Genomic DNA, 23748 nt, shown 5'->3' with positions numbered 1-23748 from the left:
CACGATTACAGGAGTGCCTAGCTTATCGGCCTTCGCGCTCGCGCACAGCCCTCCGCAGCACATGCATAAGCGACTCAAGCTGCACAGAATCGGCGTCTTCAGACTTCGCTTCGGCACCGTCGAGCGCGCGGGCAGCGAGGCCAGCCTTGCCGTCGATGAGTTCTGCGATCTTCGCGTCGATGGTCTGCGCCGCAACAATGCGCCATGCCGTGACCGGCTCGTCTTGGCCGATGCGGTGCACACGGTCGATTGCCTGGGTCTGCTCGGCGTCGGTCCAGCTGAGCTCAGCAAGCACGACGTTCGAGGCAGCCTGCAGGTTCACACCCACACCCGCCGCGGTCAACGAACACACCGCGACAGAAATCTCTGGGTCGTTGTTGAACGCGTCGATCTGCTCCTGGCGGAACGTCGCGGTCTGGTCACCACGAACCGAAACGGTCTTGAGCCCGCGCTCGGCAAAGAGAGCCTCGGCGCGATCCATAACGTCGATGTGCTTTGCAAAGAAGACAACCTTGCCGACCGAGCGCACCAGTTGAGCGGTGTAGTCAGCGGCCAGTCCGGCTTTCGCCTGGCCAATCTTTCGCACCATCGTGAACACGTTCAGACCGTCGGCAGAGGCGTTCGATTCTTCGAGCTCTTGCATGCACACCATACGGACGATGGCTTCATCGCTCAGCTTGAGACCCAGCTTGCCCTTCTTAATCGCAATAAAGCGGTCATAGAGCTTACGAGCAAGCTGCTCTTCGGCCTCGCGGATGCCCCGGCCCAGTTCGTCATCGAGTTCGACCGGCAGGTCGACCACACGCTTCGAGGGCAGATCTGCCGCCACATCGATCTTGCGGCGACGCACGATACCCATGTCGATCACACTCTGGCGAGCGTCGGGGTAGAAGGCGTGATCGGCGGGGGTCCAGCCGTTGTTTTCCAGGCGAGCCATCAGCTCGGGCCCGGGCTTGTCGGCCTCGGTCCAGCCGAGGAAGCGCCAGATCGCGCGGAAATCATCAATGTCGTTGATCAGCGGTGTACCCGTGAGCGCGATCAGCAGCGGCGAAACACCGGGGCTACGCTCACGAATGCTCTCGGCGATCGCGAGCACGTTGCGTGAACGCTGCGACTGCACGTTTTTGATCATGTGGGCCTCGTCAACGACCATGCCCTTAAATCCAAAACGAGAGATCCAGCTCAGGTGGCGATCCAAAATCTCGTAGTTCACCACAAACACGTCCGCAAACGGATCGATGTCGGCCCCGTCACCGTGGATAACGGTGACCTTGCGGTGAGGTGTCCAGTGCTCGACCTCACGCGCCCAGTTCATCTTGACGACGTTCGGCACAACAACGAGCAGCGGGTACGCGCCAGCGACACTCGCGGCGAGCACCGACTGGGCCGTCTTGCCGAGGCCGGGCTCGTCGGCGAGTAAGAAGCTGCGGTGTCCGTTGCGAACACTCGCGAGGAAACGGGCCTGGTGCTTCATCAGTTCCGCGCCGGGAGGGGCGAGGCGATCCGGCACAGGTGGCTCGGGCAGGGGCATGCAGGCGGAGCCGCCACCGCCCTGCTCAAACGACTTCAGCAGGGGCCCGAGCAGTTCCCAGTTGGCGAGGCGCACGACCGGCGTTGGCCGACGCTGGGCCGACAGATCGGGAGCGAGGAAGGGGTTTGCGAGGTGACGCGAGTCGATACCGACCGGCTCGACCTGGCGCTCAGCGAGCTCCGGCGGCACGTAGGTCTGCGCGGGCTCAGAAGCAGCCTTTGGCTCCTCGGGCAGATCAAAGCCAGCCTGCACGAGCATCTTCCGCTTCAGCTGGCGCGTCGCGTCAGTGACCGGTGCGCCCGGCTCGAGCAGCGTGATGAGGCTCGTATCGCGGGCAGCGGTCTTGGCGAGGATCGCGGCAACTCCGTCGAGCCGCTTCAGTGTCTCAGCGCGCTCCGCGTCGCTGACGCCCTCGGTGGTCTTCACGCGCGCACGTTCCTCGCGCATGAGCAGCGCGATCACCTGGAACTTCGTGCGGTTAGCCGGGTTCGCTTTGCCGCGCTGGGTAGCAGCTTCGACCTCACGCACCGCTCTCGCGAGCAGGGGGATGATGCCCTCGTTGTGCGAGTGCTTGCGCCGCCCGTTTGTGCGCGAATGTGTTTTACCCGAGGTGGTGTTCTCGCGGGTGGCAGTGTTGCTTGCCAATGGATCTCCTGATCAGCGTGGAACGTACTCGCATCGAATATCGAGACGCAGGCAGTTCACTAGTTTGAAGTCTGACATCATGCGCAGCATGGGACCCCAGGGTTGCTCGTGAAACACGGCCTTACGCCGATACTAGCACCATCAAGTTAGGCATGCCTGACTCAAAGCAAATTCGCATTCTTCACTCGGCGCGGTCTGCACCCGTCAGCCGTCGCGTGAGCACCACGTCGGCGTCCATCTGCTCGATGAGCGACTCAAGCGAGTCGAAACGCTCCATCGAGCGGATGCGGTGCGTAAAGAGCACCTCTATCGAGCTACCGTAAATATCCTCGTCAAAATCGAGAATGAATGCCTCAACCCTCGACTGCCCATCCGGCGTAAACGTGGGATTGTTGCCGACCGAAATCGCAGCGGGGAGTTGCGCGCCGTCGATCCGCACAAAACCTGCGTACACACCATCAGACGGCACGAGGCCCTCGATCCGCCCGCCCAGGTTGGCAGTGGGAAAACCAAGGTCCCTACCGCGCGCGTCGCCGTGCACGACCTCACCGCGCACCGTGACGGGGCGACCGATCATGCTCGACGCTGCCTCCGCGTCACCGGCCAAGATTGCCTCTCGCACGCGAGTGGAAGATACACACCCGGCCTGGGGATCGACCACCGCGGCGACAACCTCAACGGTGAAGCCGAGCCGGGTGCTCAGACTGCGCAGCAAATGAGCGTCTCCGACACCACCGTGCCCAAACCTGAAATCTGATCCCATGATGATGTGCCGAGCACGCAGCTGACCCACCAGAATTTTCTCGACAAACTCCTCGGCCGGAATCTGCGAGAAGGCCTCATCGAACTCAACCATCACGCAGTTCTCAACACCGGCGTCAGACAGCGCTTCAATGCGCTGCTCTCGGCTCATGAGCGGTAGCGGGCAGACCTCTGGTCGCAGGTAGCTCAGCGGGTTGTTTGCAAACGTGAACACCACCGAGTGTGAGTTGTCTCCTCGTGCTGCCTCGATCAACCTGGCAAGGATTGCCTGGTGCCCGAGGTGCACACCATCAAACTTGCCGATGGCAACCGCGCTCCCCGCAGCAAAATCAGCCTCGGGGATCGCCGCTAGCGACTCAAATACTCGCATCGTGCTCCCCCGATGTTTCGGCCGCAGCTCGCGCAGCGTCACCGTCACGCTTCAACCAGATCAGGCCAAGCACTGGCAGCACCAGCGGAATAAACACGTAGCCGCTGCCAAATTGTGACCATACCGACGGGTGCGCAAAAAACTGGGGAACCACGAGGCTCAGCGTGCCAACGATCACAACGCCACAGAGCTCGAAGATGAGCGCACCCCACGCGATCCCGCGCCACACCCCACGTCGCTTGATGAGCGCGATCGTCGCGACGATGTAAACGAGCCCAGAGACTGCCGACAGCGAGTAGGCGAGCGGAGCCTCATCAAATTTTGCGATGATCTGATAGAGCGAGCGGAACGTCGCGGCGAGCGCAAGCACCACATAAACGGTGATGAGCACACGCCCAAGGCCGCTCAGGCGGTCAGCCCGCTGAGCAGCTTGCTGAGGGGCGGAGGATGACATCGCACCTCGAGATTCGTCGTTAGACACGCCCTCCAGCTTACCGCGCGACCGGGATCAGCTCGTGCGCGCCCGATCCTGAGCCAGCTAACCCCAGATCACCATCATTCGGTACACCATCACGGCGATCGAGAGATGCACCACTGCGAGCACCAGATTCGCCCAGCGGGTGCGATCCATGAGGGCCCAGAATCCGGCTCCCAGCGGCAGTACGAATACAACTATGAGGTACAGCCAAAACTCGAGCGGATCTCCAACCGCGTTGTTCCCGGTGAGGGGCGCCACGATCGCAATGATGAGCTGGGCGACCAGCAGCAGCGCAACAAGCACCGTCGCACCCAGCGTGTAGTCGTTCGGCGCGATCTTGCGAACGGCCGCAACGGCACACACAATCGCAGAGAGTAGGGCCACCGCGATGATGACAATGCCAAACCAGAGAATCATGCCGCTGCCTGCCCGTCGGGAGTTGGAAAATTAGTGACGACTCGAGTGCGGCCGTTTTTTACTTCGAGGAGGCCAATGAGCCTGTCTCCGGGCGCTACGGCGGCAACGAGCGCCGCATCGTTTGCGGAGCCCACTTCGATGCGCTTGCCGTGCCCAATGTCGACGGCCTGCTGCTCGGTCAGCGGAAGCAAAGGAAAGAGCCGCTCGGCAACCGCGGTGGGCGACAGCAGGGTGAGCGCGCTTTCCCCGACGAGCGCCTCCATGCTCGCCGCGTCGGCAACGTCAAACGGTCCTACTGCGGAACGCCGCAGCGCAACCAGGTGCCCGCCAACCCCGAGCTTCTCGCCGAGGTCTCGCGCCAGCGCGCGAATGTACGTTCCGGTGGAGCACCGCACCGTCGCTTCGATATCGATCACTCGTGTGCCGTCGTCTTCCTCTGCTAGACGCGGCTCGCCGATTTCGAAAGAGTGGATGGTGACCGGACGCTTTTTGAGTTCAACGGCCTCGCCCGCGCGAACACGGTCGTACGCCCGTTTGCCGTCAACCTTGATCGCGCTCACCGCGCTCGGCGCCTGCTCGATCGGCCCTGTCAGCTCGGCAACGGCCGCGGAGATTCGTGCGGGATCGGCGGCGAGCGCTTCAACAGCACTATGCTCGGCGGCGCTGATCCGGTCTCCTTCGCGGTCGTCAGTGACGGTCGCGGTACCTAGCCGGATAGTCGTTGTGTACGTCTTGTCGAGACCCACGAGGTGCGTCAGCAGCCGCGTCGCGGGGCCTGCGCCCAGTACCAGCAAGCCCGTGGCCATGGGATCCAGTGTGCCCGCGTGGCCGACCTTTCGGATGCCGAGAGCCCGCCGCGACCTGGCAACAACGTCGTGGCTTGTCCAACCCTCTTCTTTATCAATCAGCAGGATCCCGCCCTGCGGGGGCACGGTTGTCGGCGCGTTCTTCGGGGCTTTCGTCACCGTCCCATCCTAACCGCGCGCCCGATCTAGACTGGGCTGATGCCGTCCGTTCCTGCTCCCGCCGCGTCAACGCCGGATCGTTTCGAGATCGCCAAGGCGCTCAACGATTGGTTTGCTCACGCAGCTCGGGATCTGCCCTGGCGTGCCGAGGGAACTTCAGCCTGGGCTGTGCTCGTCTCTGAGTTCATGCTGCAGCAGACCCAAGTGGATCGTGTGATTCCGCGCTGGACAACCTGGTTGGAACGCTGGCCGACCCCCTCAGCTCTCGCCGCAGAGGAGCCCGGTGAGGCGGTGCGCGCCTGGGACCGCCTCGGATATCCGCGGCGCGCCCTGTGGCTGCATCGCGCGGCCGTCGAGATCGCCACCGAGCACGGCGACGTTGTTCCCAGGGACGTTGAACAACTTCTGGCCCTCACCGGAGTTGGCCCCTACACCGCCCGCGCAATCGCAACTTTTGCCTACGGCGAGCATCACCCGGTGGTCGACACCAATACCCGGCGGGTGCTGGCTCGCGCCGTTCACGGCATTGCGGCAGCTGGGATGCCCAAGCCCAGCGATCTCGACGATATGGCCGCGCTGCTTCCTGCCGACCCGACAGAGGCGGCAGTGTTTAATGCTGCGGCCATGGAACTCGGGGCCATCGTGTGCACGGCTCGCGCGCCACTCTGCGACGCGTGCCCCATAGCCGCGTGGTGTGAGTGGCGCGGTGCGGGCTACCCCGACAATGCTCCGGAGAAGCGGCCGAAGCAGGCAAAGTTTGAGGGTTCCGACCGCCAGGCACGCGGGCGGATCATGGCGCTGTTGCGCCGGTCAGCTGAGCCGGTCTCGCGCGAGACCGCGCTGGGGGCGGCACGAGGCCCGGATCCTCAACCCCGCGATGCCACCCAGCCGCAGCGCGCGTACGACTCACTGCTTGCGGACGGTCTGATCGTGGAGCTCGAGGGCCGGGCCCGCCTCCCCTGATTACAGCTTGGCGATGTTGTAGATCACCAAAAACTTCTTGTCTTGTTTGGTGAGCACAACGGTGACGTTGACCTTCTCTTTGTCGTTGGTGAGAGCGTAGGTGCGAGTGCCGTTTTGCTCGTTGTCGCCAGTCACTTTGAAGCCGTTGTCTTTCAGCTTCGTGATGGCCTCGTCTTGCGCCTTTTTGCTATCGACCTCCACCGAGTACGACCAGTTCGTGGGGCTTGAGGACGCCTTATTTGACACCTCGCCCTGCACCGTGGCGACGGCGGTCGGCACGCCCTTGGGCACGTCTGGGTTACTACCGGCAGCACATCCGGTCAGGGTGAGCCCCAGCAAGAGGGCTGCACCTACAGCAGAAGTAACGGCTGTTGTACGGAGGTTCTTCATTTCTCTTCTTCTTCCTCGGACTCTACGTCGGCCAGTTTTCCGTAAGGATCTTTCTCACCGGCATACTGCGCGTTCGCCGCAAGCGCCTGCGCTGCTTCGTCCCGCTGCTTCGCCTCGGCAAGCAAGTCGTTCAGGTGCTGCGCGCTCTCCGGCAACTCATCGTGGATGAACTCCAGAGTTGGCGTAAGTCGTGTGCCGAGCTGCTTGCCAACCTCGCTGCGAAGCATTCCGGTTGCTGCCTTCAGCGCCGCAGCGGAGTCGGCCTGTTCCTCTTCGTTTCCGTACACCGTATAGAACACGCTGGCGTGCTGAATATCGCCGGTCACTCTCACGTCAGTGATCGTCACGAAGCCAAGGCGCGGATCACGCAGCCCCTTTTCCAGTCTTCTCGCAATGATTTGCTGAATGCGTTCAGCTACCTTGCCTGCACGTGGATTACTCATGCGGCAATCTTACCGCCGGGTGAGAGAATGAACCCTGATGACCGACAACACTGCCAATGAGAAGCGTCTCAGCGAGCTCCGGCTACTTCGTAAGGTGCGCGACCGCATCGACCGGGAGTACGCGCGCCCCCTCGACGTTGACGCGCTCGCCCGCGGGGCCCACGTCTCGGCGGGGCATCTCAGCAGGGAGTTTCGGGCAGCGTACGGCGAGTCCCCCTACAGCTACCTCATGACTCGTCGCATCGAACGCGCCATGACGCTGTTGCGCAGGGGCAACCTCAGCGTTACCGAGGTCTGCTTCGCGGTCGGCTACGGATCCCTCGGCACGTTCAGCACCCGATTCAGCGAACTGGTTGGCATGTCTCCTCGCGCCTATCGTCAGGCGGCAGCGAGCGGGATCGACGAACTGCCGAGCTGCGTTGTTTCTCGGGCTTTGAAACCGGTCAGGAATCGAGAAGTTTCTTCTGGGCACGACGAGTAAGTTTGCAGTTATGAAGATCAACATTCACGTTACGTTCCTGCCCCACACCGATCCCGAAGCCTCACTCGCGTTCTACCGCGACGTGCTCGGCTTCGAGGTTCGCAAAGACGTTGGTTACGAGGCCATGCGCTGGATCACCGTCGGACCCGCCAACCAGCCCGAGACCTCGATCGTGCTCTCACCACCCGCGGTTGACCCCGGCCTGAGCGATGAGGAGCGCCGCGTGATTGGCGAGCTTGTGGCGAAGGGATCCTACGCCTCCATCGTCTTCGCCACGGATGCACTGCAGGAGCTGTTCGAAAAGGTTGAGGGCTCCGGCGCAGACATTCTGCAGGAGCCAATGGATCAGGACTGGGGATCCCGCGACTTCGCCTTCCGCGATCCAGCGGGCAACACGGTTCGCGTGCAGCAGCTTTAGGCATACAGGGGCGGTTCAGAGTAATGAACCGCCCCTTTTTCTTGCTTGGCAATACGATGGAGGCAACGAAGATTGTCGTTCCGTAACCGGGCCAACAGAAAGTCAGATCGTGTCTACACCCTTTAACCCTGAAGAACAGCCGCAGCAGCCGCAACAGCCGATCCAGCCTTCGCAGCCTCCGGCACCGCAGCAGCCAGCACCACAGCAGCCGGCACAGCAGCAGCCACCGGCGCAGCAGCAGCCACCGCAGTACGCACCGCCGCCGCAGCCGCAGCCGCAGCCGAACTATCAGGCGCCCCAGTACACGACACCGCAGTATGCGCCGCCGCAGTACCAGGCCCAGCAGCCCTACGCGGCCGCACCCAGCTACGCCCAGTACGCGGTCCCCGGCGTCCCAGGCCCCGGAGAGCCGTTCGACGGAGCTACTTCACCCGACGATCTGACGCGTCCGCTCTACGGCGCAACCTTCAGCCAGGCCATTCGTCGTTTCTTCAAGAACTACGTCAACTTCACCGGTCGCGCCTCGCGCAGCGAGTTCTGGTGGGTCGAACTCTTTTTGGCCCTCGTGTCTCTCGTGCCTATGGTTTTCTACATCATCGGTTTGATCACCATCACCGTCAGCTCATCAAGCTACGACTCCAGCTACGGTTATTCTTCCGGCTCAAGTGCCGGAGTTGGAGCCGGGGCCCTCTTCCTGGGGCTCGGCGGCATCCTTCTCCTGGTCATTGGGCTTGGCACGCTCTTGCCCTACCTTGGAATTATGTGGCGTCGGCTGCACGACATCAATTTTGCTGGCCCCTTCTACTTCCTGACGTTCATCCCCTACGTTGGAGGACTGATCGTGCTCATCTTTACGATTCTTTCCTCGAAGCCTGAGGGGCGCCGCTTCGACAGGCGCTAGTCTTCGACACATCTAAACGGGGTGGCCTCGGCAGTTTGAAACTGCCGGGGCCATTTCTCGTTTCGGCCCGCATCCAGCCCCCTCGGCAGGATCCGGCACCCTCGACCGACCCAGCGCCCTTGACCGACCCAGCACCCTCGGTCGGCCCTAACATCCTCGGCCGAGCTTGTCGACCGGTGCTCACAATTCAGCCGGTCCAGAACTGGCTTTTTCAACCGGCCGAGATGCCAGCACCGGCTGAGATGCTTGGACACCCGCCACTGCCCTGAGCTGCTGGTATTCCATCCCGTGGGAGTTCAGGAGCCTCGCGCTCGAGGCAAGTATCCGCACCAGTGGCAAGGAAACCGCCCCGTTAGGATCCTTGCCTCGTGTCAATAACCATGCCTTTAGTCGAGTGGAGTCAAGTCGCGCAAGGACACCAGGCACCAACACGCACGCCCCGCAAAACCAAAAGGGTGGCCCCGGCAGTTTAGAACTGCCGGGGCCACCCCTTTGTGTGAGGTCAGACGAGCTTAGTCGCGCGCCTTCTCCACCATCTCGGTCGTCTCGATCTCGTCGCCGATCTGAATGTCGTTGTACTTACCGAGTCCGATACCGGCCTCGAAGTCAACCTTCACCTCGGTGACGTCATCCTTGAAGCGACGCAGCGAATCGATCGCAAGGCCGTCGGCGATAACAACACCCTCGCGGATGACGCGTGCCTTGGCGTTGCGCGTGATGACACCGCTGCGAACGACAACACCGGCGATGTTGCCGAACTTCGAGGAGCGGAACACCTCGCGGATCTCTGCAACACCCGACTGCTTCTCTTCGTACTCGGGCTTGAGCATGCCCTTGAGCGAAGCCTCGATGTCATCGAGTGCGTTGTAGATGACGTTGTAGAAGCGGATGTCGATGCCCTCGCGCGCAGCACGCTCGCGAGCCTTGACATCGGGGCGCACGTTGAAGCCGATAACGATCGCGTTGTCGATCGTTGCCAGATCCACGTCGCTCTCCGTGATCGCGCCCACACCGCGGTGCAGGATGCGCAGCTGCACGGAATCGTCGACCTCGATCTTCATGAGCGACTCTTCAAGCGCCTCAACGGCACCCGACACGTCTCCCTTGATGATGAGGTTGAGCGACTCGACCTTGCCGTCTTCCAGCGCCTTCGTGAACTCTTCCAGGCTGATGCGCTTGCGGGCCTTGGCCAGCAGTGCGTTACGCTCGGCGGCTTCACGCTTCTCAGCGATCTGACGTGCCGTGCGATCCTCAGCGGTAACAAGGAAGGTGTCACCTGCGCGGGGAACAGTCGACAGACCCTGAACCTGCACGGGGCGCGAGGGCAGTGCCTCGAGTACCGGATCACCGTTCTCATCGCTCATCGCACGCACGCGGCCGTAAGCCGTGCCAGCAACGATGGCGTCACCGACGCGCAGCGTACCCGACTGGATGAGCACGGTTGCGACCGCACCACGTCCCTTATCGAGGCGGGCTTCAATCGCGACACCACGTGCGTCCTTGTCAGGATTCGCGCGCATGTCGAGACCGGCGTCTGCGGTGAGCAGCACAGCGTCAAGTAGCTCGGTGATGCCGACGTTGTTCTTCGCCGAAACATCAACGAACATAACGTCCCCACCGTACTCTTCGGCGATGAGGCCGAATTCGGTGAGCTGCTGGCGAACCTTATCGGGGTTCGCGCCTTCCTTATCGATCTTGTTGACCGCGACCACGATCGGCACATTGGCCGACTGTGCGTGGTTCAATGCCTCAATCGTCTGAGGCATGATGCCGTCGTCGGCAGCAACCACGAGGATCGCAATATCGGTGACCTGAGCACCACGAGCACGCATGGCGGTAAACGCCTCGTGACCCGGGGTATCGATGAAGGTCAGCGCACGATCAATACCCTCGTGTTCGGTGTGCACCTGGTACGCACCGATGTGCTGGGTGATGCCACCGGCCTCGCCACCACCGACGTTTGCCTTGCGGATCGCGTCGAGCAGTCGTGTCTTACCGTGGTCAACGTGACCCATAACGGTAACAACCGGCGGACGAGCCTTGAGAACGTCGTCGCCCTCTTCTTCAAGCTCAGCCTCGATGTCGATGTCGAAGCCCTCAAGCAGCTCGCGATCCTCGTCCTCGGGCGAAACAACCTGGATCTTGTAACCCAGCTCCTCGCCAAGGACCTCGAAAGTTGCCTCGTCGAGGGACTCCGTCGCCGTCGCCATCTCACCAAGGTGGAACAGCACGGTAACGAGGTTCGACGCGCTCGTGTTGATCTTGTCTGCGAAGTCGGAGAGCGAAGCACCACGGCGCAGACGGATCATCGTGGATCCGTCGCCGCGGGGTACGCTTACGCCACCAAGCGACGGGGCCTCGCGCAGTTCGAATTCTGCGCGTTTCGCCCGCTTCGACTTACGTGCCTTGCTCTTGGAGCCGCCACGACCGAATGCACCGGCTGTACCAGCACCACGACCACCACGGCCACGACCGGCAAAGCCGCCACCCGGACGGGGTGCACCGAAGCCACCTGCACCGGGAGCGCCGCCACCGGCTGCGCCACCGCCACCGCCGGGACGGTTAAAGCCGCCACCGCCACCGGCGCCGCCGGGACGACCGCCTGGGCGACCAGCGCCACCGGGACGACCGCCGCCACCAGCACCGGCGCCCTGGGGGCGAGGTGTCGGGCGGGGAATGTTTCCGGGCGTGGGACGGCCACTGCCGCCGCCAGCTCCGCCTGCTCCACCAGCACCACGGTTCATACCCTGGTTTGGTGCGAAGGGGTTATTACCCGGACGCGGCGGACGGGGAATGCCCATGCCCTGGCTTGACGCGAAGGGGTTGTTACCCGGACGCGGTCCGCCTGGCTTAGGTGCACTTGACTTTGCGCCCGGCTTTGCTGCGGGCTTTGCGTCCGCTTTTGCCTCGGGCTTGTTTGCTTCAGGGGCTGCAGGTGCAGCCTTTTCTGCGCTGGCAGCAGGCTGCGCAGCGGGGGCCGGAGCCTCAGGCTCAGGCTTCGGTGCTTCGGCCTTCGCGGGAGCCTTCGGGCCGGGGCGCGGTCCAGCAGGCTTCTTTGCGGCGGGCTTGGCAGCAGCGGCAGAAGCCGGCTTCGCTGCGGGTTTCGCATCGGCAGCTTTATCAGCCGAGTCTTCGCCCTTCGCCTTCGTTACACCTTCTGCCTCAAGGGCAGCCTTTACTTTGCGTGCTACCGGGGGTGCAACGCTGGAGGAGGACGCCTTGACGAACTCTCCCATATCTTTCAGCTTGGCCAGAACGACCTTGCTATCTACACCGATCTCCGCAGCGATCTCGTGTACGCGTGGGTTAGCCACTTTTCTCCTGTCTGAGTTCACGCCCAGACAGGCGAGAACCATGATTAACGGACGGGTCTCATTTTGAGCCGCTCATTAGTTATCCATAAGTGTTTTCAGCCTGTTCTCTAAAGGGCTTGCATCAGGCTTCCCCGATGCACGCAGCGCCCGCGACAACATTCCGCGAGTCACTGCTAGTTCCAGACACCGAGCCGAGGGGTGAACCCAAGCTCCTCTCCCCGGCAGAACCGCACGATCATCGGCAATCAGCCGACCATCGCTTAGAACTACCCGGAGCAAATCTGCGCGCGGGGCACGTTTGCGACACGCCACACAGGTCCGGACCGGAACCATCTTACCAGCTTCCTTCTTTCACGCTTGCGCACTCTCAGGGTCGGAACCCTGAGAGTGCGTGCAGGCCAGGCTCAATTAGTCATTCATGATCGAGTCGGGCTGGATGTCAATCTTTGCACCCGTCAGCTTGGCAGCGAGGCGAGCATTCTGCCCCTCCTTGCCAATCGCGAGGGAAAGCTGAAAATCAGGTACGAGCGCACGAACCTGCTTGAGCGACTCGTTCAGCATGAACACATCGGTCACCTTCGCGGGCGACAGCGCATTCGCTACGAAGGTCGGCAGCTCGGGCGAGTAATCAACAATGTCGATCTTCTCTTCGCCGAGCTCAGCCATCACGGCGCGCACACGGCTGCCCATCTCGCCGATGCAGGTTCCCTTCGCGTTGATCCCCGCCTTCTTGGCGCGAACCGCGACCTTGGTGCGGTGGCCAGCCTCGCGGGCGAGCGAGACAATCTCAACAAGCCCTTCAGACAGCTCAGGAACTTCACGCTCGAAGAGCTTACGCACCAGCCCGGGGTGCGTGCGAGACACAACAACCTGCGGCCCCTTCAGACCCTTCGAAACACTCGTTACGTACACCCGCAGGCGCATGCCGTGGGGGTAGGCCTCCCCCGCAATCTGCTCCTCAGGGGGCAGGATCGCCTCAAGTTCACCGAGGTCAATCTGCACCATGCGGGGATTCGGTCCCTGCTGCACAACGCCGGAGACGATCTGACCTTCTTTGTCTTTGAACGCACCAAGAACGGCGTCGTCAGAAAGATCACGAAGGCGCTGGTTGATAACCTGCTTTGCCGCGCTCGACGCAACCCGGCCAAACTCATCGGTCATGACGTGGGCTTCACCAACGACCTGACCTTCATCACCAAGCTCAGGCACAAGAACTGTGATCTCGCCGTTTTTACGGTCGAGCTGCACCTTCACCTGGTGCTCATCTGGAACGGGGATGCCCTGATTCTCTGCGTGCCGCAAATATGCAGACTGAATGGCCTGCTCGATAATTTCGGCGAGCTCTTCGAAAGGGATGTCCTTTTCGCGCTCAAGTCCACGCAACATGGCGAGATCAATCTTCACGATGCCTCCTCGTATTGAAATGTCTATTCAGATGTGAACCCAAATGGGTCAAGTGACCAGGGTACTCCAGCAAGTCGAGGGTCTGCCACACCTGGGCCGCGGCAACGATCACACGGCAGGTGCCGGCAAGAAGTTCTGTACCGTTTCAGCCCGGTACGCGGCGGGCTCTTCGGCTTCTTCTTCACCCTTGAACCGTGCGAGATCTCGAACATTCTTCTGCACCGCTACCGAGGCAAACAGGCTCATCGCAAAACTAATCCCGTAGAACCCCTTCTCGCTGAGCGAGAGGCTCCCGGCGTTCCAAAGCCCGATCGCCAGCAGGCTGAGCGAAGCAACGAGCGCAAACCAGGCGATGCCGTAGTAGAGGTTTGTAACTGCGATACCGTCAGCGCGATCTCGAACTGTCTTTTGCAGCGACACCGCAGCAAAGAGTCCGAACAGCAGGAGGGTGAGGTAGTAACCCTTTTCGTTGAGCTCCATCCCCGCGTTAGACAGCCCGATGAGGTAGGTGCCCATGCCAAGAGCAAGCGCGATCCATGAGGCGCCAATAAATGCCGGGGTCGGTTTCGATGCGTTTTCTTGCGTTTCAACCATTTCAAACTCCTTTGTTGTCATTCGCTTAAGCACCAAATATGGCACCCGCTGCATTCCTGAAATCACTATCCCAGCAGCACGTGACCGTTCGGGAATATAACCAATCGCAAGAATCATTTGACAGATACCCCCAAGGGGTATAAATTCATTACCACGGGATACCCCACAGGGGTATCTGCGTCAAAGAAAGACATCAGATCCCTCCTGAAAGGGTCACCATGAATACCCCAGACCACGGCTACATGCAGAACAAAGCAAAGTACCTCACGCGCCTCCGCCTCATTGAGGGTCAGGTGCGCGGCCTGCAGCGGATGGTTGAAGAGGACCAGTACTGCATCGACATCCTCACTCAGGTCTCGGCGACCTCAAAGGCACTCAAATCGGTGTCACTCAAGATTCTTGACGAGCACCTCGGACACTGCGTTGCAAACGCAGCCATTACGGGTGGTGCAGTCGCGGAAGAGAAACTGGAAGAAGCCTCAGACGCAATCGCCCGCCTCGTTCGGTCTTAGCCCCCCCCCCGAAAAACAGAAGGAGCCCACCATGGCACTCACCACCAATTTCACCGTCACCGGAATGACCTGCGGCCACTGCGTTCTGAGCGTCACTGAAGAGGTCAGCGAGGTCGCCGGTGTCACAGACGTAGAAGTTGATCTCGCAAGTGGCAACCTCGCAGTCACGAGCAACGACCCCGTTGACGCTGAGAAAATCCGCGAAGCCGTCGAAGAGGCTGGCTACCAGGTCGCCTAACCGACCAAAACTCCACCCACCAACGAAGGAGCACCAGCTCATGAACACCGCTCTCAAACTCGGTGGCTTCGTCGCGGTCCTCGCGGTTATCCTGGCTGGTGCTTTTGGCATCGGCAATGCAGTCGGACCCATCGGAGGAACTGACATGAAAACCACAACCGGGCACGGCACAGAGACGGGCACCCAGGAAAGCACCACGGCCAGCAACCTGCCTGCTGGACTACAGGTCTCAGAGCAGGGCTACACCCTCGAACTCGATGACCCGATCCTCTCCTCTGGCGCCACAGAAGTCAGCTTCAGAGTGACCGGGCCAGACGGCAAACCCGTCACCAGGTTCGAGACCAGTCACGACAAAGATCTGCACTTCATCGCGGTGCGGCGCGACACCTCGGGCTTCCAACATGTGCACCCCACGATGTCCACTGACGGCACCTGGAGCACGAGCCTTAACTTAACCCCCGGAACGTGGCGATTCTTTGCCGATTTTGTTCCTCAGGGCGGCGAAAGCAGCATCACACTCGGAATCGACGCATTTGTCGCCGGAGACTACGCACCCCAGCCATTGCCGTCACAGAAACGGACCACCACGGTAGACGGTTACACCGTCGCTCTAGACGGCAATCTCACCCCGGGCGAAACTAGCGAGCTCACGCTCACTGTAGAACGCAACGGCAAACCGATCACCGATATCGAGCCCTACCTCGCCGCTTACGGCCACCTGGTCGCTCTGCGGGTCGGAGACTTGGGCTACCTGCACGTGCACCCCGACGGCGAGCCAGGCGACGGGGTGACCAACCCCGGGCCTCACATCACCTTCATGACGACTGCACCCACAGCGGGCAGCTACCGTCTGTTCCTCGATTTCAAACACGACGGCGTCGTGCGCACGGCCGAGTTCACCGTACACACAAGCGGCGGCCACACGGGCGACAGCCATGCAGGCGAGATGAACAGCACGGACGATGCAGCACCCGCCGCACACGAGGAAGGACACTGATCCTCATGGCCACGCTCAATGAAACACAGCTTCCTGACGCCGCAGACCAACAGGTCGAGCTCGCTATCAGCGGCATGACCTGCGCATCTTGCGCGAACAGGATCGAGCGCAAGCTCAACAAGCTCGAAGGCGTGACGGCCACGGTCAACTACGCCACGGAGAAAGCGAAGGTCAGCTTCGCACCGGAGGTCGACACCGCAGCACTGCTCGAAGCGGTTGAGCAGGCCGGTTACTCGGCGGAGCTACCGAAGCCTAAGAAGTCAAAGGGTAATGATCCCGAGCAGATCGCGGCGGCGGAAGACGCCGAGCGGGAGGCCGCGGAGGCTCCAGTGCGTGAGCTGCGCAACCGACTGATTGTTTCCGCGATCCTCACCGTGCCAGTCATTGCGATGGCAATGATTCCAGCCCTCCAGTTCACGTACTGGCAATGGCTGTCACTCGCCCTCGCCGCCCCGGTGATCGTGTGGGCAGGTCTGCCGTTCCACAAGGCGGCCTGGACCAACCTGAAGCACGCGACCGCCACCATGGACACCCTCATTTCGATGGGCACCCTGGCAGCGATGGCGTGGTCACTGTACGCGCTGTTCTTCGGCACGGCCGGCGTTCCCGGCATGACCCACGCCTTCGAGTTCACGATCTCGCGAGGCGACGGTGCCGGCAACATCTATCTCGAAGTTGGCGCGGGCGTCATTACCTTCATCTTGCTCGGCCGCTACTTCGAGGCGCGCTCCAAGCGACAGGCGGGGGCAGCACTGCGGGCGCTGCTTGAGCTCGGCGCGAAAGAGGTCTCGGTGCTGCGCAACGGCGTCGAAGAGCGCATCAGCACAGATGACCTCGTGGTGGGCGACCGATTCGTCGTGCGCCCTGGCGAGAAGATTGCCACGGACGGCACGATTGTCAAGGGGGCCTCCGCGGTCGATGCGTCCATGGTCACCGGCGAATCCGTACCGGTTGAGGTAGGGATCGGCGATACCGTCGTGGGAGCAACGATCAACGCGGGCGGTCGCCTCGTTGTTGAAGCAACCAGAATCGGCGCTGATACCCAGCTTGCTCAGATGGCGAAGCTCGTCGAAGATGCGCAGAACGGCAAAGCCCAGGCGCAGCGACTCGCAGACAAAATCTCGGGAATCTTCGTGCCGATTGTCATCGGCCTCGCCGTCGCGACCTTCGGGTTCTGGGCGGGCACCGGCGGCGGCATCACGGGCGCGTTCACCGCAGCGGTTGCCGTGCTGATTATCGCGTGCCCGTGCGCACTCGGGCTCGCGACACCAACCGCGCTTATGGTGGGCACGGGTCGTGGCGCACAGCTCGGCATCCTGATCAAGGGACCCGAGGTGCTGGAGACGACCCGTCGCATCGACACCGTCGTGCTCGACAAGACCGGAACCGTTACGACCGGCAAGATGACACTCACCGAGGTGATTGTCGCCGACGGCGAGCACGAAGAAGACGTACTGCGGTACGCGGGAGCACTCGAGGATGCCTCCGAGCACCCGATCGCACAGGCGATCGCTGCTGGCGCGACAGCGCGGGTTGGCGAGCTGCCCCCAGTCGAGAACTTCGCGAACGTCGAGGGTCTCGGCGTGCAGGGCACCGTTTCGTACGAGGGAGACAGCCACGTGACACTCGTTGGCCGCCCGCAGCTGCTCGCCGACTGGTCGTTGCCGCTGACACCAGCACTGGAGAGCGCAATGGCAGCTGCCTCTAAGCGCGGGCAGACCTCGGTTGCTGTCGGCTGGGATGGGAAGGCAAGGGGCGTGCTGGTGGTTGCTGATGCCATCAAGGAAACCTCTGCCGAGGCAATCAGCGGGTTGCGAGCCCTCGGACTGACGCCGGTTCTGCTCACGGGAGACAACGCCGCCGTGGCGACCACGGTGGCGGAAGCAGTCGGCATTGATGCGGGGCCAGATACCGTCATCGCCGAGGTCATGCCCGCCGACAAGGTTGAGGTCGTGAAGCGGCTGCAGGCACAGGGTAAGTCTGTCGCGATGATCGGCGACGGTGTGAACGATGCTGCGGCGCTCGCCCAAGCGGATCTGGGCCTCGCAATGGGCACGGGAACCGACGTGGCGATCGAGGCGTCAGACATCACCCTGGTGCGCGGGGATCTGCGTGCGGCCGTCGACGCGATCAGGCTTTCGCGACGCACGCTCGGCACGATCAAGACAAACCTGTTCTGGGCATTCGCCTACAACGTGGCGGCGATCCCTCTGGCTGCTGCAGGCCTGTTGAACCCGATGTTCGCGGGCGCGGCGATGGCGTTCTCGTCGGTGTTTGTGGTTTCGAACAGCCTGCGGCTGCGCGGCTTCAAGTAGGGGTTACTCCCTACCCTGCCCCGCCCGTCACCCAACACCCACACCCGCACCCAACATTTCGGGGTCAGTTTCTGGTACTAAATTGCGATTTAGTACCAGAAACTGACCCCGATTTTGGGTGTAGAGGCGTAAGAGGGTTAGGGCCTAAGCGCGTAAGGGGTTAGGGCCCTACACCCCGAGGAGCGCAGGCACGTCAGCAATCGCTACGCGATCCTTCGTGCCGGCCGCGCGATCCCACACCTCAACAAAACCCTCGGCTGCATCGCGGCCAACGACCACCACGCGGGGCACACCCAGCAACTCGGCGTCGCCGAACTTCACTCCGGGTGACACCTTCGGGCGGTCGTCGAACAGGACCTCGATACCGGCGGCATCAAGCTGGGCAACGAGCGGCTCCGCAACCTCGTAGACAACAGGATCCTTGCCCGTCGCAACCACGTGCACGTTGAACGGTGCGACTGCTGCGGGCCAGATCAGGCCACGATCGTCGTGGTGCAGCTCGGCCAGAATCGCCATGATCCTCGTCACGCCGATCCCGTACGAGCCCATCGTGACCGTGACCAGCTTGCCGTTTTCGTCGAGCACCTTCAGCCCAAGAGCCTCGGCGTACTTACGTCCGAGCTGGAACACGTGGCCAATCTCCATGCCGCGCGCCGTCTCGATCGGTCCGGATCCGTCAGGTGCCGGATCCCCATCGCGCACGTTTGCGATGTCAGCGGTGCCATCACCGGCAAAGTCGCGCCCGGCAACCAGGTTGGCAACGTGCGTGAGCTCCTTGTTCGCGCCGGTCACCCAGGAGGTGCCGGGAACGATGCGGGGGTCGAGCAGGTAGCGCAGCCCTGTGCTGCCCTCGAGTCCGAGCACGGCAGCGCCCGCGATACCGGGCCCGATGTAACCGCGCACCAGCAGTGGATTCTTTTCGAGATCGGCAGCCGTTGCGGGCTCCACCTCGCAGCCGGGGAACGCAACCTCGGCGCGCTTCATGTCGACGTCGCGGTCGCCCGGGATCGCCACGACCACAATCTCACGCTCACCACCGACAGGGGTCACCGCGAGCACGATGTTCTTCAGGGTGTCGGCGGCGGTCCAAGTCCTGCCGTCTTCGCGCGGCATCTCGCTGTTCAGGTGATCGACCAGTGTTTCGATGGTCGGGGTCACCGCGGGATCGAGTTCCGCGGGTGCAGGCTGGTCCTCAATCGGCAGAGCCTCGGGCGCGGGGGTCACATACGCCTCAACGTTCGCGGCGTAGCCACCGGCCGAGCGCACAAACGTGTCCTCGCCAATCGGGGTCGGCAGCAAAAATTCCTCGCTGCGCGATCCTCCCATCGCACCGGCGTCGGCCGACACGATCACGTACTCGAGCCCGAGTCGCGTGAAGATGCGCTCGTAAGCGTCGCGCTGCTTTTGGTAGGCCGCGTCGAGTCCGGCATCGGTCGCGTCGAAGGTGTACGCGTCCTTCATCGTAAACTCGCGACCGCGCAGCAGCCCCGCGCGTGGCCTGGCTTCGTCGCGGTACTTGTCCTGAATCTGGAACAGCGCGAGCGGCAGGTCCTTGTACGAGGTAACAATGTCCTTCACCATCAGCGTGAAGGCTTCCTCGTGCGTCGGTGCGAGCAGGTAGTCAGCGCCGTGCCGATCCTTCAGGCGGAACAGTGCGTCGCCGTACTCTTCCCAGCGCCCAGTCGCTTCGTAGGGTTCGCGCGGCAGCAGTCCCGGGAAGTGCACCTCGTGCGCACCAGCGGCCAGCATCTCCTCGCGGATAATCTGTTCCAACTTGCCCTTGACCTTGAGGCCGAGCGGCATCCACCCGAACACACCGGGTGCCTGGCGACGAATGTACCCGGCACGCACGAGGAGCTTGTGGCTCATCACTTCTGCGTCGGCGGGATCCTCGCGGAGGGTCTTCAGAAAGTAGTTGCTGAGGCGCGTAATCACCCCACCATCGTAGCCCGCGCTCAGCCGCTTGTGACACACCCAGCCCCATATGCTGTATTCATGCTCGCCGTTCGTCACCACCTGCGCTGGATCGCGCCGCTACTTGTGCTCGGGATCGCGGCCGTCTTGCGGTTCTGGGCGCTTGGTCAGCCCGGCACGCTGGTGTTCGATGAAATCTATTACGTGCGCGATGCCATCAGCCAGCTGGCGCACGGGTATCCCACGACCTGGCCAAATGACGACCCTGCACTCCCGAACCCTTTGGGGTTTACCGACACTGCCTCTTACGCGGTGCACCCGCCGCTCGGCAAATGGATTTTGGGCCTCGGGATTCTGCTGTTTGGCCCTGACAACGGGTGGGGGTGGCGCAGCGCACTTGCGCTCGCGGGGGTCGCGACGGTTGGGATCACCATGCGTCTTGCCTGGTTGATCTCTCGTCGCATGGTCATTGCTTGCCTGGCGGGGCTGTTTTTGGCAATTGACGGAGTGCACATCGTTTTGACCCGTGTGGCTCTGCTCGACGGATTTCTGACGCTGTTTATTGCGCTTGGTGCGCTCCTCTTGTGGCGGGATCACCTGAGTGTTACGGCCAGGGTCGAAGCAATAGTAAAAAGACCACCGCGCTGGTTTCGCCCCTGGCTGCTCGCCGCGGGTCTCACTTTTGGAGCCGCCGCCGCGATTAAGTGGTCTGGGCTGTACCCGCTCGCGTTTTTTATGGTGTTCACCGCGGTCAGAGATCTGATGCTGCTGCGAAGGTTCGGACGATCCTGGGTCATCTCAGTGCTGCGCGCCGGTCTTACCGCAGCTACCGCACTGCCCGCCGCGCTCTTTGCGTACCTCGCCAGTTGGAGCGGTTGGATTTTCACCACGGGCGGTTGGGGACGCAAACCCGGAGAGTTCTGGCTCACGAGCCTGATCCAGTACCACCTCGACATGTTCAAGTGGCACAGCACGCTCACCGCCCCGCACCCGTATCAGGCCGACGCCCTGACGTGGCCGCTCGCTTTGCGACCGACAGCCATGTATGAGCTGAACTGGGACAAGGGTTGCGCCGGAGGCTGCACGGCCGGCATCTCGGCTCTGCCGAATATTCTCGTCACCTGGGGTGGGGTCGCGGCGCTCCTCGTGCTGCTGTGGCTTGTGCTGCGGTCATTTGCGTCGCACCCGAGCCAGCGCCTTGTCACTTCGCTCGCAACCGCAAGCAGTTTCGTGCTGCTCGGCTATCTTTCAGGGTGGCTGCCCTGGGTACTCACGCTGTCGCGCTCTGCCGTGTTTCAGTTCTACGCGGTGACGCTCACACCGTTCTCAGCGATTGCGCTGGCACTCGTGCTGGGAATGCTGTGCGGGATCCCTATCGGAAATGCTCCCGCACGTGTTCCCGGGCTGCGATTGTCACTTGACCGGGAAGCCGTGCGGGGACGCAGAATGGCGGTGGCCATGTTTGTGGCAGCGGCCCTGGTTCTCGCGATCCTGTTCTTTCCGGTGTGGTCGGGCATGCCGGTTGCGGACTGGTTCTGGCAGGCCCACATGTGGCTGCCCGGCTGGGACTAGGCCCTCCCCCTAAAGCAGGCGTCGGCTCAGGGCCCAGGCGGTCAGCTCGTGGCGGTTAGAGAGCTGGAGTTTGCGCAGTACGTTCGAAACGTGGGTCTCAACGGTTTTGACTGAGAGAAACAGCTCGGCCGCGACCTCTTTGTAAGCGTAGCCGCGCGCGATCATGCGCATCACCTCTTGCTCGCGAGTCGACAAACGGTCGAGTTCGTCATCGGCGTCTGCTGTCTCACCGGTACCCGCACCAAACGCGTCAAGAACGAACCCCGCGAGACGCGGCGAAAACACCGCGTCGCCGCCGTGAACCCGCAAGACCGCAGCAGTGACTTCTTGCCCCGAGGAAGTCTTCGTGAGGTATCCGCGCGCGCCCGCGCGGATGACACTCACCACGTCATCAGCCGCATCGGAGACGCTCAGCGCCAGAAACTGCGTCGCCTTCGCGTCTGGCCGCTCAGCAACTGCGCGTAAGACTTCGGCTCCGCCACCGCCTTTGCCACCGGGAAGGTGAACATCGAGCAGAACGACGTCTGGCTTCAAATTCGGGATCACAGCAACCGCCTCGTCGACGGTCGCTGCTTCACCGACGACGTCGAGCTCCGCGCCGAGTTCGGTCCGCAGCCCGGTTCGAAAGATCTGGTGATCGTCAACAATCACCACTCGAATAGGTCTCGACTCTTCGCCAGCAGCGCCGCTCGTCCGGGAACGATCTGGTTCACTCATGAGTTTCCCCCTCGGTAGCGGTCGCGGTGTGAGACGACGTGGTTGTCTGTGTTTCGGTTGGTTGCCCCGCAGCCAACTCCTGGTCCCGCGGTAGCGATAGCCGCACGGCGGTTCCATTCCCGCCGGGCCCCGGAACAATCTTCGCGGTTCCGCCGGCACGTTCCATGCGCCCAAGAATCGATTCCCGCACCCCCATGCGCCCCTCGGGCAGCGCTTCGACGTCCATGCCCGGCCCGCGGTCGGTCACGTCAATTGTCAGGCGATCCGGAGTCACCTCAAGGTACACGGTGACATCACCACCGGCATGCCGCGCAGCGTTCAACATCGCTTCGCGCGCCGCAGCAACAAGCGGCGCGGGGGCGACGACCCCGTCGCCCACCCCGACGGCGACGATCTCAAAGCGAACGGCGTGCTCGTTTTCCAGCGCCGCCGCATGGCCACGCAGCTCAGCGTCGACGGCCTCGAGCTGCTCCGCGGGAGCACCGTCTGCGGTGCGGAACAGCCACTCTCGTAGCTCACGCTCTTGTCTGCGCGCGAGCCGGGAAACTTCGCTGCCGGGCTCTGAGCGCTGTTGAATCAGAGCGAGCGTCTGCAGCACGGAATCGTGCAGGTGTGCAGCGATCTCCGCCCTCTCGCTCTCCCGCGCGCGCGCGGCACGCTCAGCCATGAGCTCGCGGTTCACCCGAAGCACCCAGGGAGCAATTGCGAGGGCGACTCCCGCCAAAACGGCCACTGCCGCTGCGACGACGGTCCACACACTAGGCTCTCGAGCGGTCACAAAAAACATCAGCACCCCGACAGCGACAAGCGCCAATGCGCCCATCACACGCGGCACCTGATTACGGTCTGGCCGATCCCGATCTGCAATTTGCCACCAGGTCAGCCCGACCCCCACCAGCACCGCCATGGCGGGCAGGATGAGTTCAAGATTGATCTGCACTCCCAGCTGAGAGAGCACAAGACCCACGCCTGCTACAAGCAGGCAGGCACCAAGCAGCAGTTCTGCGATAGGCCACCGTGATCGCGAGGGAGCAGCACCCTCCGATGCTGGCGCGCCCTGCGGCTCACCGTCCGATCCGGAGAACGCCGCCTTCCCCGCAAGCAGCGGTGGCAGCGTCGGAGACGAACCTTGTGTGGTCTCAGCACTCTGGTGCTCCGCGGGCCTCGTCAGCGCTCTACGCAGCGGCACGATTCCGTCGGTCTCCCCCTGTGCAGGCACGGTGATCCACAGCCAGAGATAGAGCAGGGCACCAGCTCCCCCGAAGAGTGCGAGCACGAGCATTCCAATACGCACCGCCATCACGGGCAAACTCAAGTGCGTCGCGAGCCCGCTACACACTCCCGCAACAACGCGGTCATCGCGCGAACGGGTGAGGGGAACTGTGGCCATGCTTCTATCCAAGCACC

The 23748-nt window shown here is 62.4% G+C and carries 23 protein-coding genes; 9 read left to right on the top strand and 14 right to left on the bottom strand.

The window, feature by feature from the left end; translation table 11 throughout:
* Positions 1-22 precede the first annotated feature (22 nt).
* The 5 genes from G7068_RS13010 to truB all read right to left on the bottom strand — a co-directional run bounded on the left by G7068_RS13010 (position 23) and on the right by truB (position 5168).
* The gene (locus tag G7068_RS13010) at positions 23-2176 is read right to left on the bottom strand and encodes a DEAD/DEAH box helicase (protein WP_166292356.1); all 2154 of its coding nucleotides are present in this window, start codon (positions 2174-2176) and stop codon (positions 23-25) included.
* A 181-nt stretch (positions 2177-2357) separates the two neighbouring features.
* Positions 2358-3308 carry a bifunctional riboflavin kinase/FAD synthetase gene (locus G7068_RS13005; RefSeq protein WP_166292355.1) on the bottom strand — a complete coding sequence of 317 codons (951 nt, stop codon included), beginning with the start codon at positions 3306-3308 and terminating at the stop codon, positions 2358-2360.
* Positions 3295-3762, bottom strand: a complete 468-nt coding sequence (locus tag G7068_RS13000) for a hypothetical protein (RefSeq protein WP_166293174.1) — start codon at positions 3760-3762, stop codon at positions 3295-3297. Before G7068_RS13000 ends, G7068_RS13005 begins: the two co-directional genes overlap by 14 nt.
* Before the next feature lie 84 nt (positions 3763-3846).
* Positions 3847-4203 (bottom strand): hypothetical protein, encoded by a 357-nt coding sequence (locus G7068_RS12995; protein WP_166292354.1) that lies wholly within the window; start codon positions 4201-4203, stop codon positions 3847-3849.
* Positions 4200-5168 (bottom strand): tRNA pseudouridine(55) synthase TruB, encoded by a 969-nt coding sequence (gene truB, locus G7068_RS12990; RefSeq protein WP_244304500.1) that lies wholly within the window; start codon positions 5166-5168, stop codon positions 4200-4202. The genes G7068_RS12995 and truB overlap by 4 nt, the downstream gene beginning before the upstream one ends.
* A 39-nt stretch (positions 5169-5207) precedes the next feature.
* On the opposite strand from truB, the gene G7068_RS12985 reads away from it, so the two are divergent.
* Entirely contained in the window at positions 5208-6131 is a 924-nt protein-coding gene (locus tag G7068_RS12985) for an HhH-GPD family protein (RefSeq protein ID WP_166292353.1), read from the top strand.
* Here G7068_RS12985 and G7068_RS12980 read toward each other — a convergent pair whose 3' ends face one another.
* Positions 6132-6521, bottom strand: a complete 390-nt coding sequence (locus tag G7068_RS12980; RefSeq protein ID WP_166292352.1) for a hypothetical protein — start codon at positions 6519-6521, stop codon at positions 6132-6134.
* Entirely contained in the window at positions 6518-6964 is a 447-nt protein-coding gene (rbfA, locus tag G7068_RS12975) for a 30S ribosome-binding factor RbfA (RefSeq protein ID WP_166292351.1), read from the bottom strand. The genes G7068_RS12980 and rbfA overlap by 4 nt, the downstream gene beginning before the upstream one ends.
* A gap of 37 nt (positions 6965-7001) precedes the next feature.
* Between rbfA and G7068_RS12970 the strand changes: the two genes are divergently transcribed.
* The 3 genes from G7068_RS12970 to G7068_RS12960 all read left to right on the top strand — a co-directional run bounded on the left by G7068_RS12970 (position 7002) and on the right by G7068_RS12960 (position 8764).
* Positions 7002-7445 carry a helix-turn-helix transcriptional regulator gene (locus tag G7068_RS12970; protein WP_166292350.1) on the top strand — a complete coding sequence of 148 codons (444 nt, stop codon included), beginning with the start codon at positions 7002-7004 and terminating at the stop codon, positions 7443-7445.
* A gap of 10 nt (positions 7446-7455) precedes the next feature.
* Positions 7456-7863: a VOC family protein gene (locus tag G7068_RS12965; protein ID WP_166292349.1), complete on the top strand. Its 408-nt coding sequence runs from the start codon at positions 7456-7458 to the stop codon at positions 7861-7863.
* Between the two features lie 109 nt (positions 7864-7972).
* On the top strand, positions 7973-8764 hold the full coding sequence (locus G7068_RS12960; protein ID WP_166292348.1) for a DUF805 domain-containing protein: 792 nt from the start codon (positions 7973-7975) through the stop codon (positions 8762-8764).
* 512 nt (positions 8765-9276) lie between these two features.
* Here G7068_RS12960 and infB read toward each other — a convergent pair.
* The 4 genes from infB to yiaA all read right to left on the bottom strand — a co-directional run bounded on the left by infB (position 9277) and on the right by yiaA (position 14076).
* Positions 9277-12078: a translation initiation factor IF-2 gene (gene infB / locus G7068_RS12955; RefSeq protein WP_166292347.1), complete on the bottom strand. Its 2802-nt coding sequence runs from the start codon at positions 12076-12078 to the stop codon at positions 9277-9279.
* A gap of 75 nt (positions 12079-12153) precedes the next feature.
* Positions 12154-12411 (bottom strand): YlxR family protein, encoded by a 258-nt coding sequence (locus G7068_RS12950; protein WP_166292346.1) that lies wholly within the window; start codon positions 12409-12411, stop codon positions 12154-12156.
* Between the two features lie 75 nt (positions 12412-12486).
* A complete protein-coding gene (gene nusA / locus G7068_RS12945; protein ID WP_166292345.1) occupies positions 12487-13482 on the bottom strand; it encodes a transcription termination factor NusA in 996 nt (331 codons plus the stop codon).
* 108 nt (positions 13483-13590) lie between these two features.
* The gene (gene yiaA, locus G7068_RS12940) at positions 13591-14076 is read right to left on the bottom strand and encodes an inner membrane protein YiaA (RefSeq protein WP_166292344.1); all 486 of its coding nucleotides are present in this window, start codon (positions 14074-14076) and stop codon (positions 13591-13593) included.
* 218 nt (positions 14077-14294) lie between these two features.
* Between yiaA and G7068_RS12935 the strand changes: the two genes are divergently transcribed.
* From G7068_RS12935 to G7068_RS12920, 4 genes are read left to right on the top strand one after another with little or no spacing between them, the layout of a single operon-like run.
* On the top strand, positions 14295-14588 hold the full coding sequence (locus G7068_RS12935; RefSeq protein ID WP_166292343.1) for a metal-sensitive transcriptional regulator: 294 nt from the start codon (positions 14295-14297) through the stop codon (positions 14586-14588).
* A 31-nt stretch (positions 14589-14619) separates the two neighbouring features.
* On the top strand, positions 14620-14826 hold the full coding sequence (locus tag G7068_RS12930; RefSeq protein WP_166292342.1) for a heavy-metal-associated domain-containing protein: 207 nt from the start codon (positions 14620-14622) through the stop codon (positions 14824-14826).
* A 40-nt stretch (positions 14827-14866) separates the two neighbouring features.
* Positions 14867-15823: a hypothetical protein gene (locus G7068_RS12925; protein ID WP_166292341.1), complete on the top strand. Its 957-nt coding sequence runs from the start codon at positions 14867-14869 to the stop codon at positions 15821-15823.
* A gap of 5 nt (positions 15824-15828) precedes the next feature.
* Entirely contained in the window at positions 15829-18138 is a 2310-nt protein-coding gene (locus G7068_RS12920; protein ID WP_166292340.1) for a heavy metal translocating P-type ATPase, read from the top strand.
* A 168-nt stretch (positions 18139-18306) separates the two neighbouring features.
* Here G7068_RS12920 and G7068_RS12915 read toward each other — a convergent pair whose 3' ends face one another.
* Positions 18307-20073 carry a proline--tRNA ligase gene (locus G7068_RS12915; protein ID WP_166292339.1) on the bottom strand — a complete coding sequence of 589 codons (1767 nt, stop codon included), beginning with the start codon at positions 20071-20073 and terminating at the stop codon, positions 18307-18309.
* A 60-nt stretch (positions 20074-20133) separates the two neighbouring features.
* Between G7068_RS12915 and G7068_RS12910 the strand changes: the two genes are divergently transcribed.
* A complete protein-coding gene (locus G7068_RS12910) occupies positions 20134-21624 on the top strand; it encodes a dolichyl-phosphate-mannose--protein mannosyltransferase (RefSeq protein WP_244304499.1) in 1491 nt (496 codons plus the stop codon).
* A gap of 9 nt (positions 21625-21633) precedes the next feature.
* On the opposite strand, the gene G7068_RS12905 is transcribed toward G7068_RS12910, so the two are convergent.
* The gene (locus G7068_RS12905) at positions 21634-22341 is read right to left on the bottom strand and encodes a response regulator (protein WP_166292338.1); all 708 of its coding nucleotides are present in this window, start codon (positions 22339-22341) and stop codon (positions 21634-21636) included.
* A complete protein-coding gene (locus G7068_RS12900; RefSeq protein WP_166292337.1) occupies positions 22334-23731 on the bottom strand; it encodes an ATP-binding protein in 1398 nt (465 codons plus the stop codon). The genes G7068_RS12905 and G7068_RS12900 overlap by 8 nt, the downstream gene beginning before the upstream one ends.
* Positions 23732-23748: the final 17 nt, after the last annotated feature.

The sequence above is a fragment of the Leucobacter viscericola genome (assembly GCF_011299575.1).
GTDB lineage: Bacteria > Actinomycetota > Actinomycetes > Actinomycetales > Microbacteriaceae > Leucobacter > Leucobacter viscericola.
The sequence above is the reverse complement of the archived record's forward strand: the minus strand, read 5'-3'. Positions and strand labels throughout refer to the sequence as shown.

Excerpts from the sequence above, each read along its gene's own strand:
- G7068_RS12935 (WP_166292343.1), top strand. The coding sequence starts at position 14,295 with ATGAATACCCCAGACCACGGCTACATGCAGAACAAAGCAAAGTACCTC.
- G7068_RS12900 (WP_166292337.1), bottom strand. The coding sequence starts at position 23,731 with ATGGCCACAGTTCCCCTCACCCGTTCGCGCGATGACCGCGTTGTTGCG.
- G7068_RS12985 (WP_166292353.1), top strand. The coding sequence starts at position 5,208 with ATGCCGTCCGTTCCTGCTCCCGCCGCGTCAACGCCGGATCGTTTCGAG.
- yiaA (WP_166292344.1), bottom strand. The coding sequence starts at position 14,076 with ATGGTTGAAACGCAAGAAAACGCATCGAAACCGACCCCGGCATTTATT.
- G7068_RS12930 (WP_166292342.1), top strand. The coding sequence starts at position 14,620 with ATGGCACTCACCACCAATTTCACCGTCACCGGAATGACCTGCGGCCAC.
- rbfA (WP_166292351.1), bottom strand. The coding sequence starts at position 6,964 with ATGAGTAATCCACGTGCAGGCAAGGTAGCTGAACGCATTCAGCAAATC.
- G7068_RS12920 (WP_166292340.1), top strand. The coding sequence starts at position 15,829 with ATGGCCACGCTCAATGAAACACAGCTTCCTGACGCCGCAGACCAACAG.
- G7068_RS12980 (WP_166292352.1), bottom strand. The coding sequence starts at position 6,521 with ATGAAGAACCTCCGTACAACAGCCGTTACTTCTGCTGTAGGTGCAGCC.
- G7068_RS12905 (WP_166292338.1), bottom strand. The coding sequence starts at position 22,341 with ATGAGTGAACCAGATCGTTCCCGGACGAGCGGCGCTGCTGGCGAAGAG.
- G7068_RS12970 (WP_166292350.1), top strand. The coding sequence starts at position 7,002 with ATGACCGACAACACTGCCAATGAGAAGCGTCTCAGCGAGCTCCGGCTA.
- G7068_RS12925 (WP_166292341.1), top strand. The coding sequence starts at position 14,867 with ATGAACACCGCTCTCAAACTCGGTGGCTTCGTCGCGGTCCTCGCGGTT.
- G7068_RS13000 (WP_166293174.1), bottom strand. The coding sequence starts at position 3,762 with ATGTCATCCTCCGCCCCTCAGCAAGCTGCTCAGCGGGCTGACCGCCTG.
- G7068_RS13005 (WP_166292355.1), bottom strand. The coding sequence starts at position 3,308 with ATGCGAGTATTTGAGTCGCTAGCGGCGATCCCCGAGGCTGATTTTGCT.
- G7068_RS12950 (WP_166292346.1), bottom strand. The coding sequence starts at position 12,411 with ATGGTTCCGGTCCGGACCTGTGTGGCGTGTCGCAAACGTGCCCCGCGC.
- G7068_RS12910 (WP_244304499.1), top strand. The coding sequence starts at position 20,134 with ATGCTCGCCGTTCGTCACCACCTGCGCTGGATCGCGCCGCTACTTGTG.
- G7068_RS12995 (WP_166292354.1), bottom strand. The coding sequence starts at position 4,203 with ATGATTCTCTGGTTTGGCATTGTCATCATCGCGGTGGCCCTACTCTCT.
- G7068_RS12965 (WP_166292349.1), top strand. The coding sequence starts at position 7,456 with ATGAAGATCAACATTCACGTTACGTTCCTGCCCCACACCGATCCCGAA.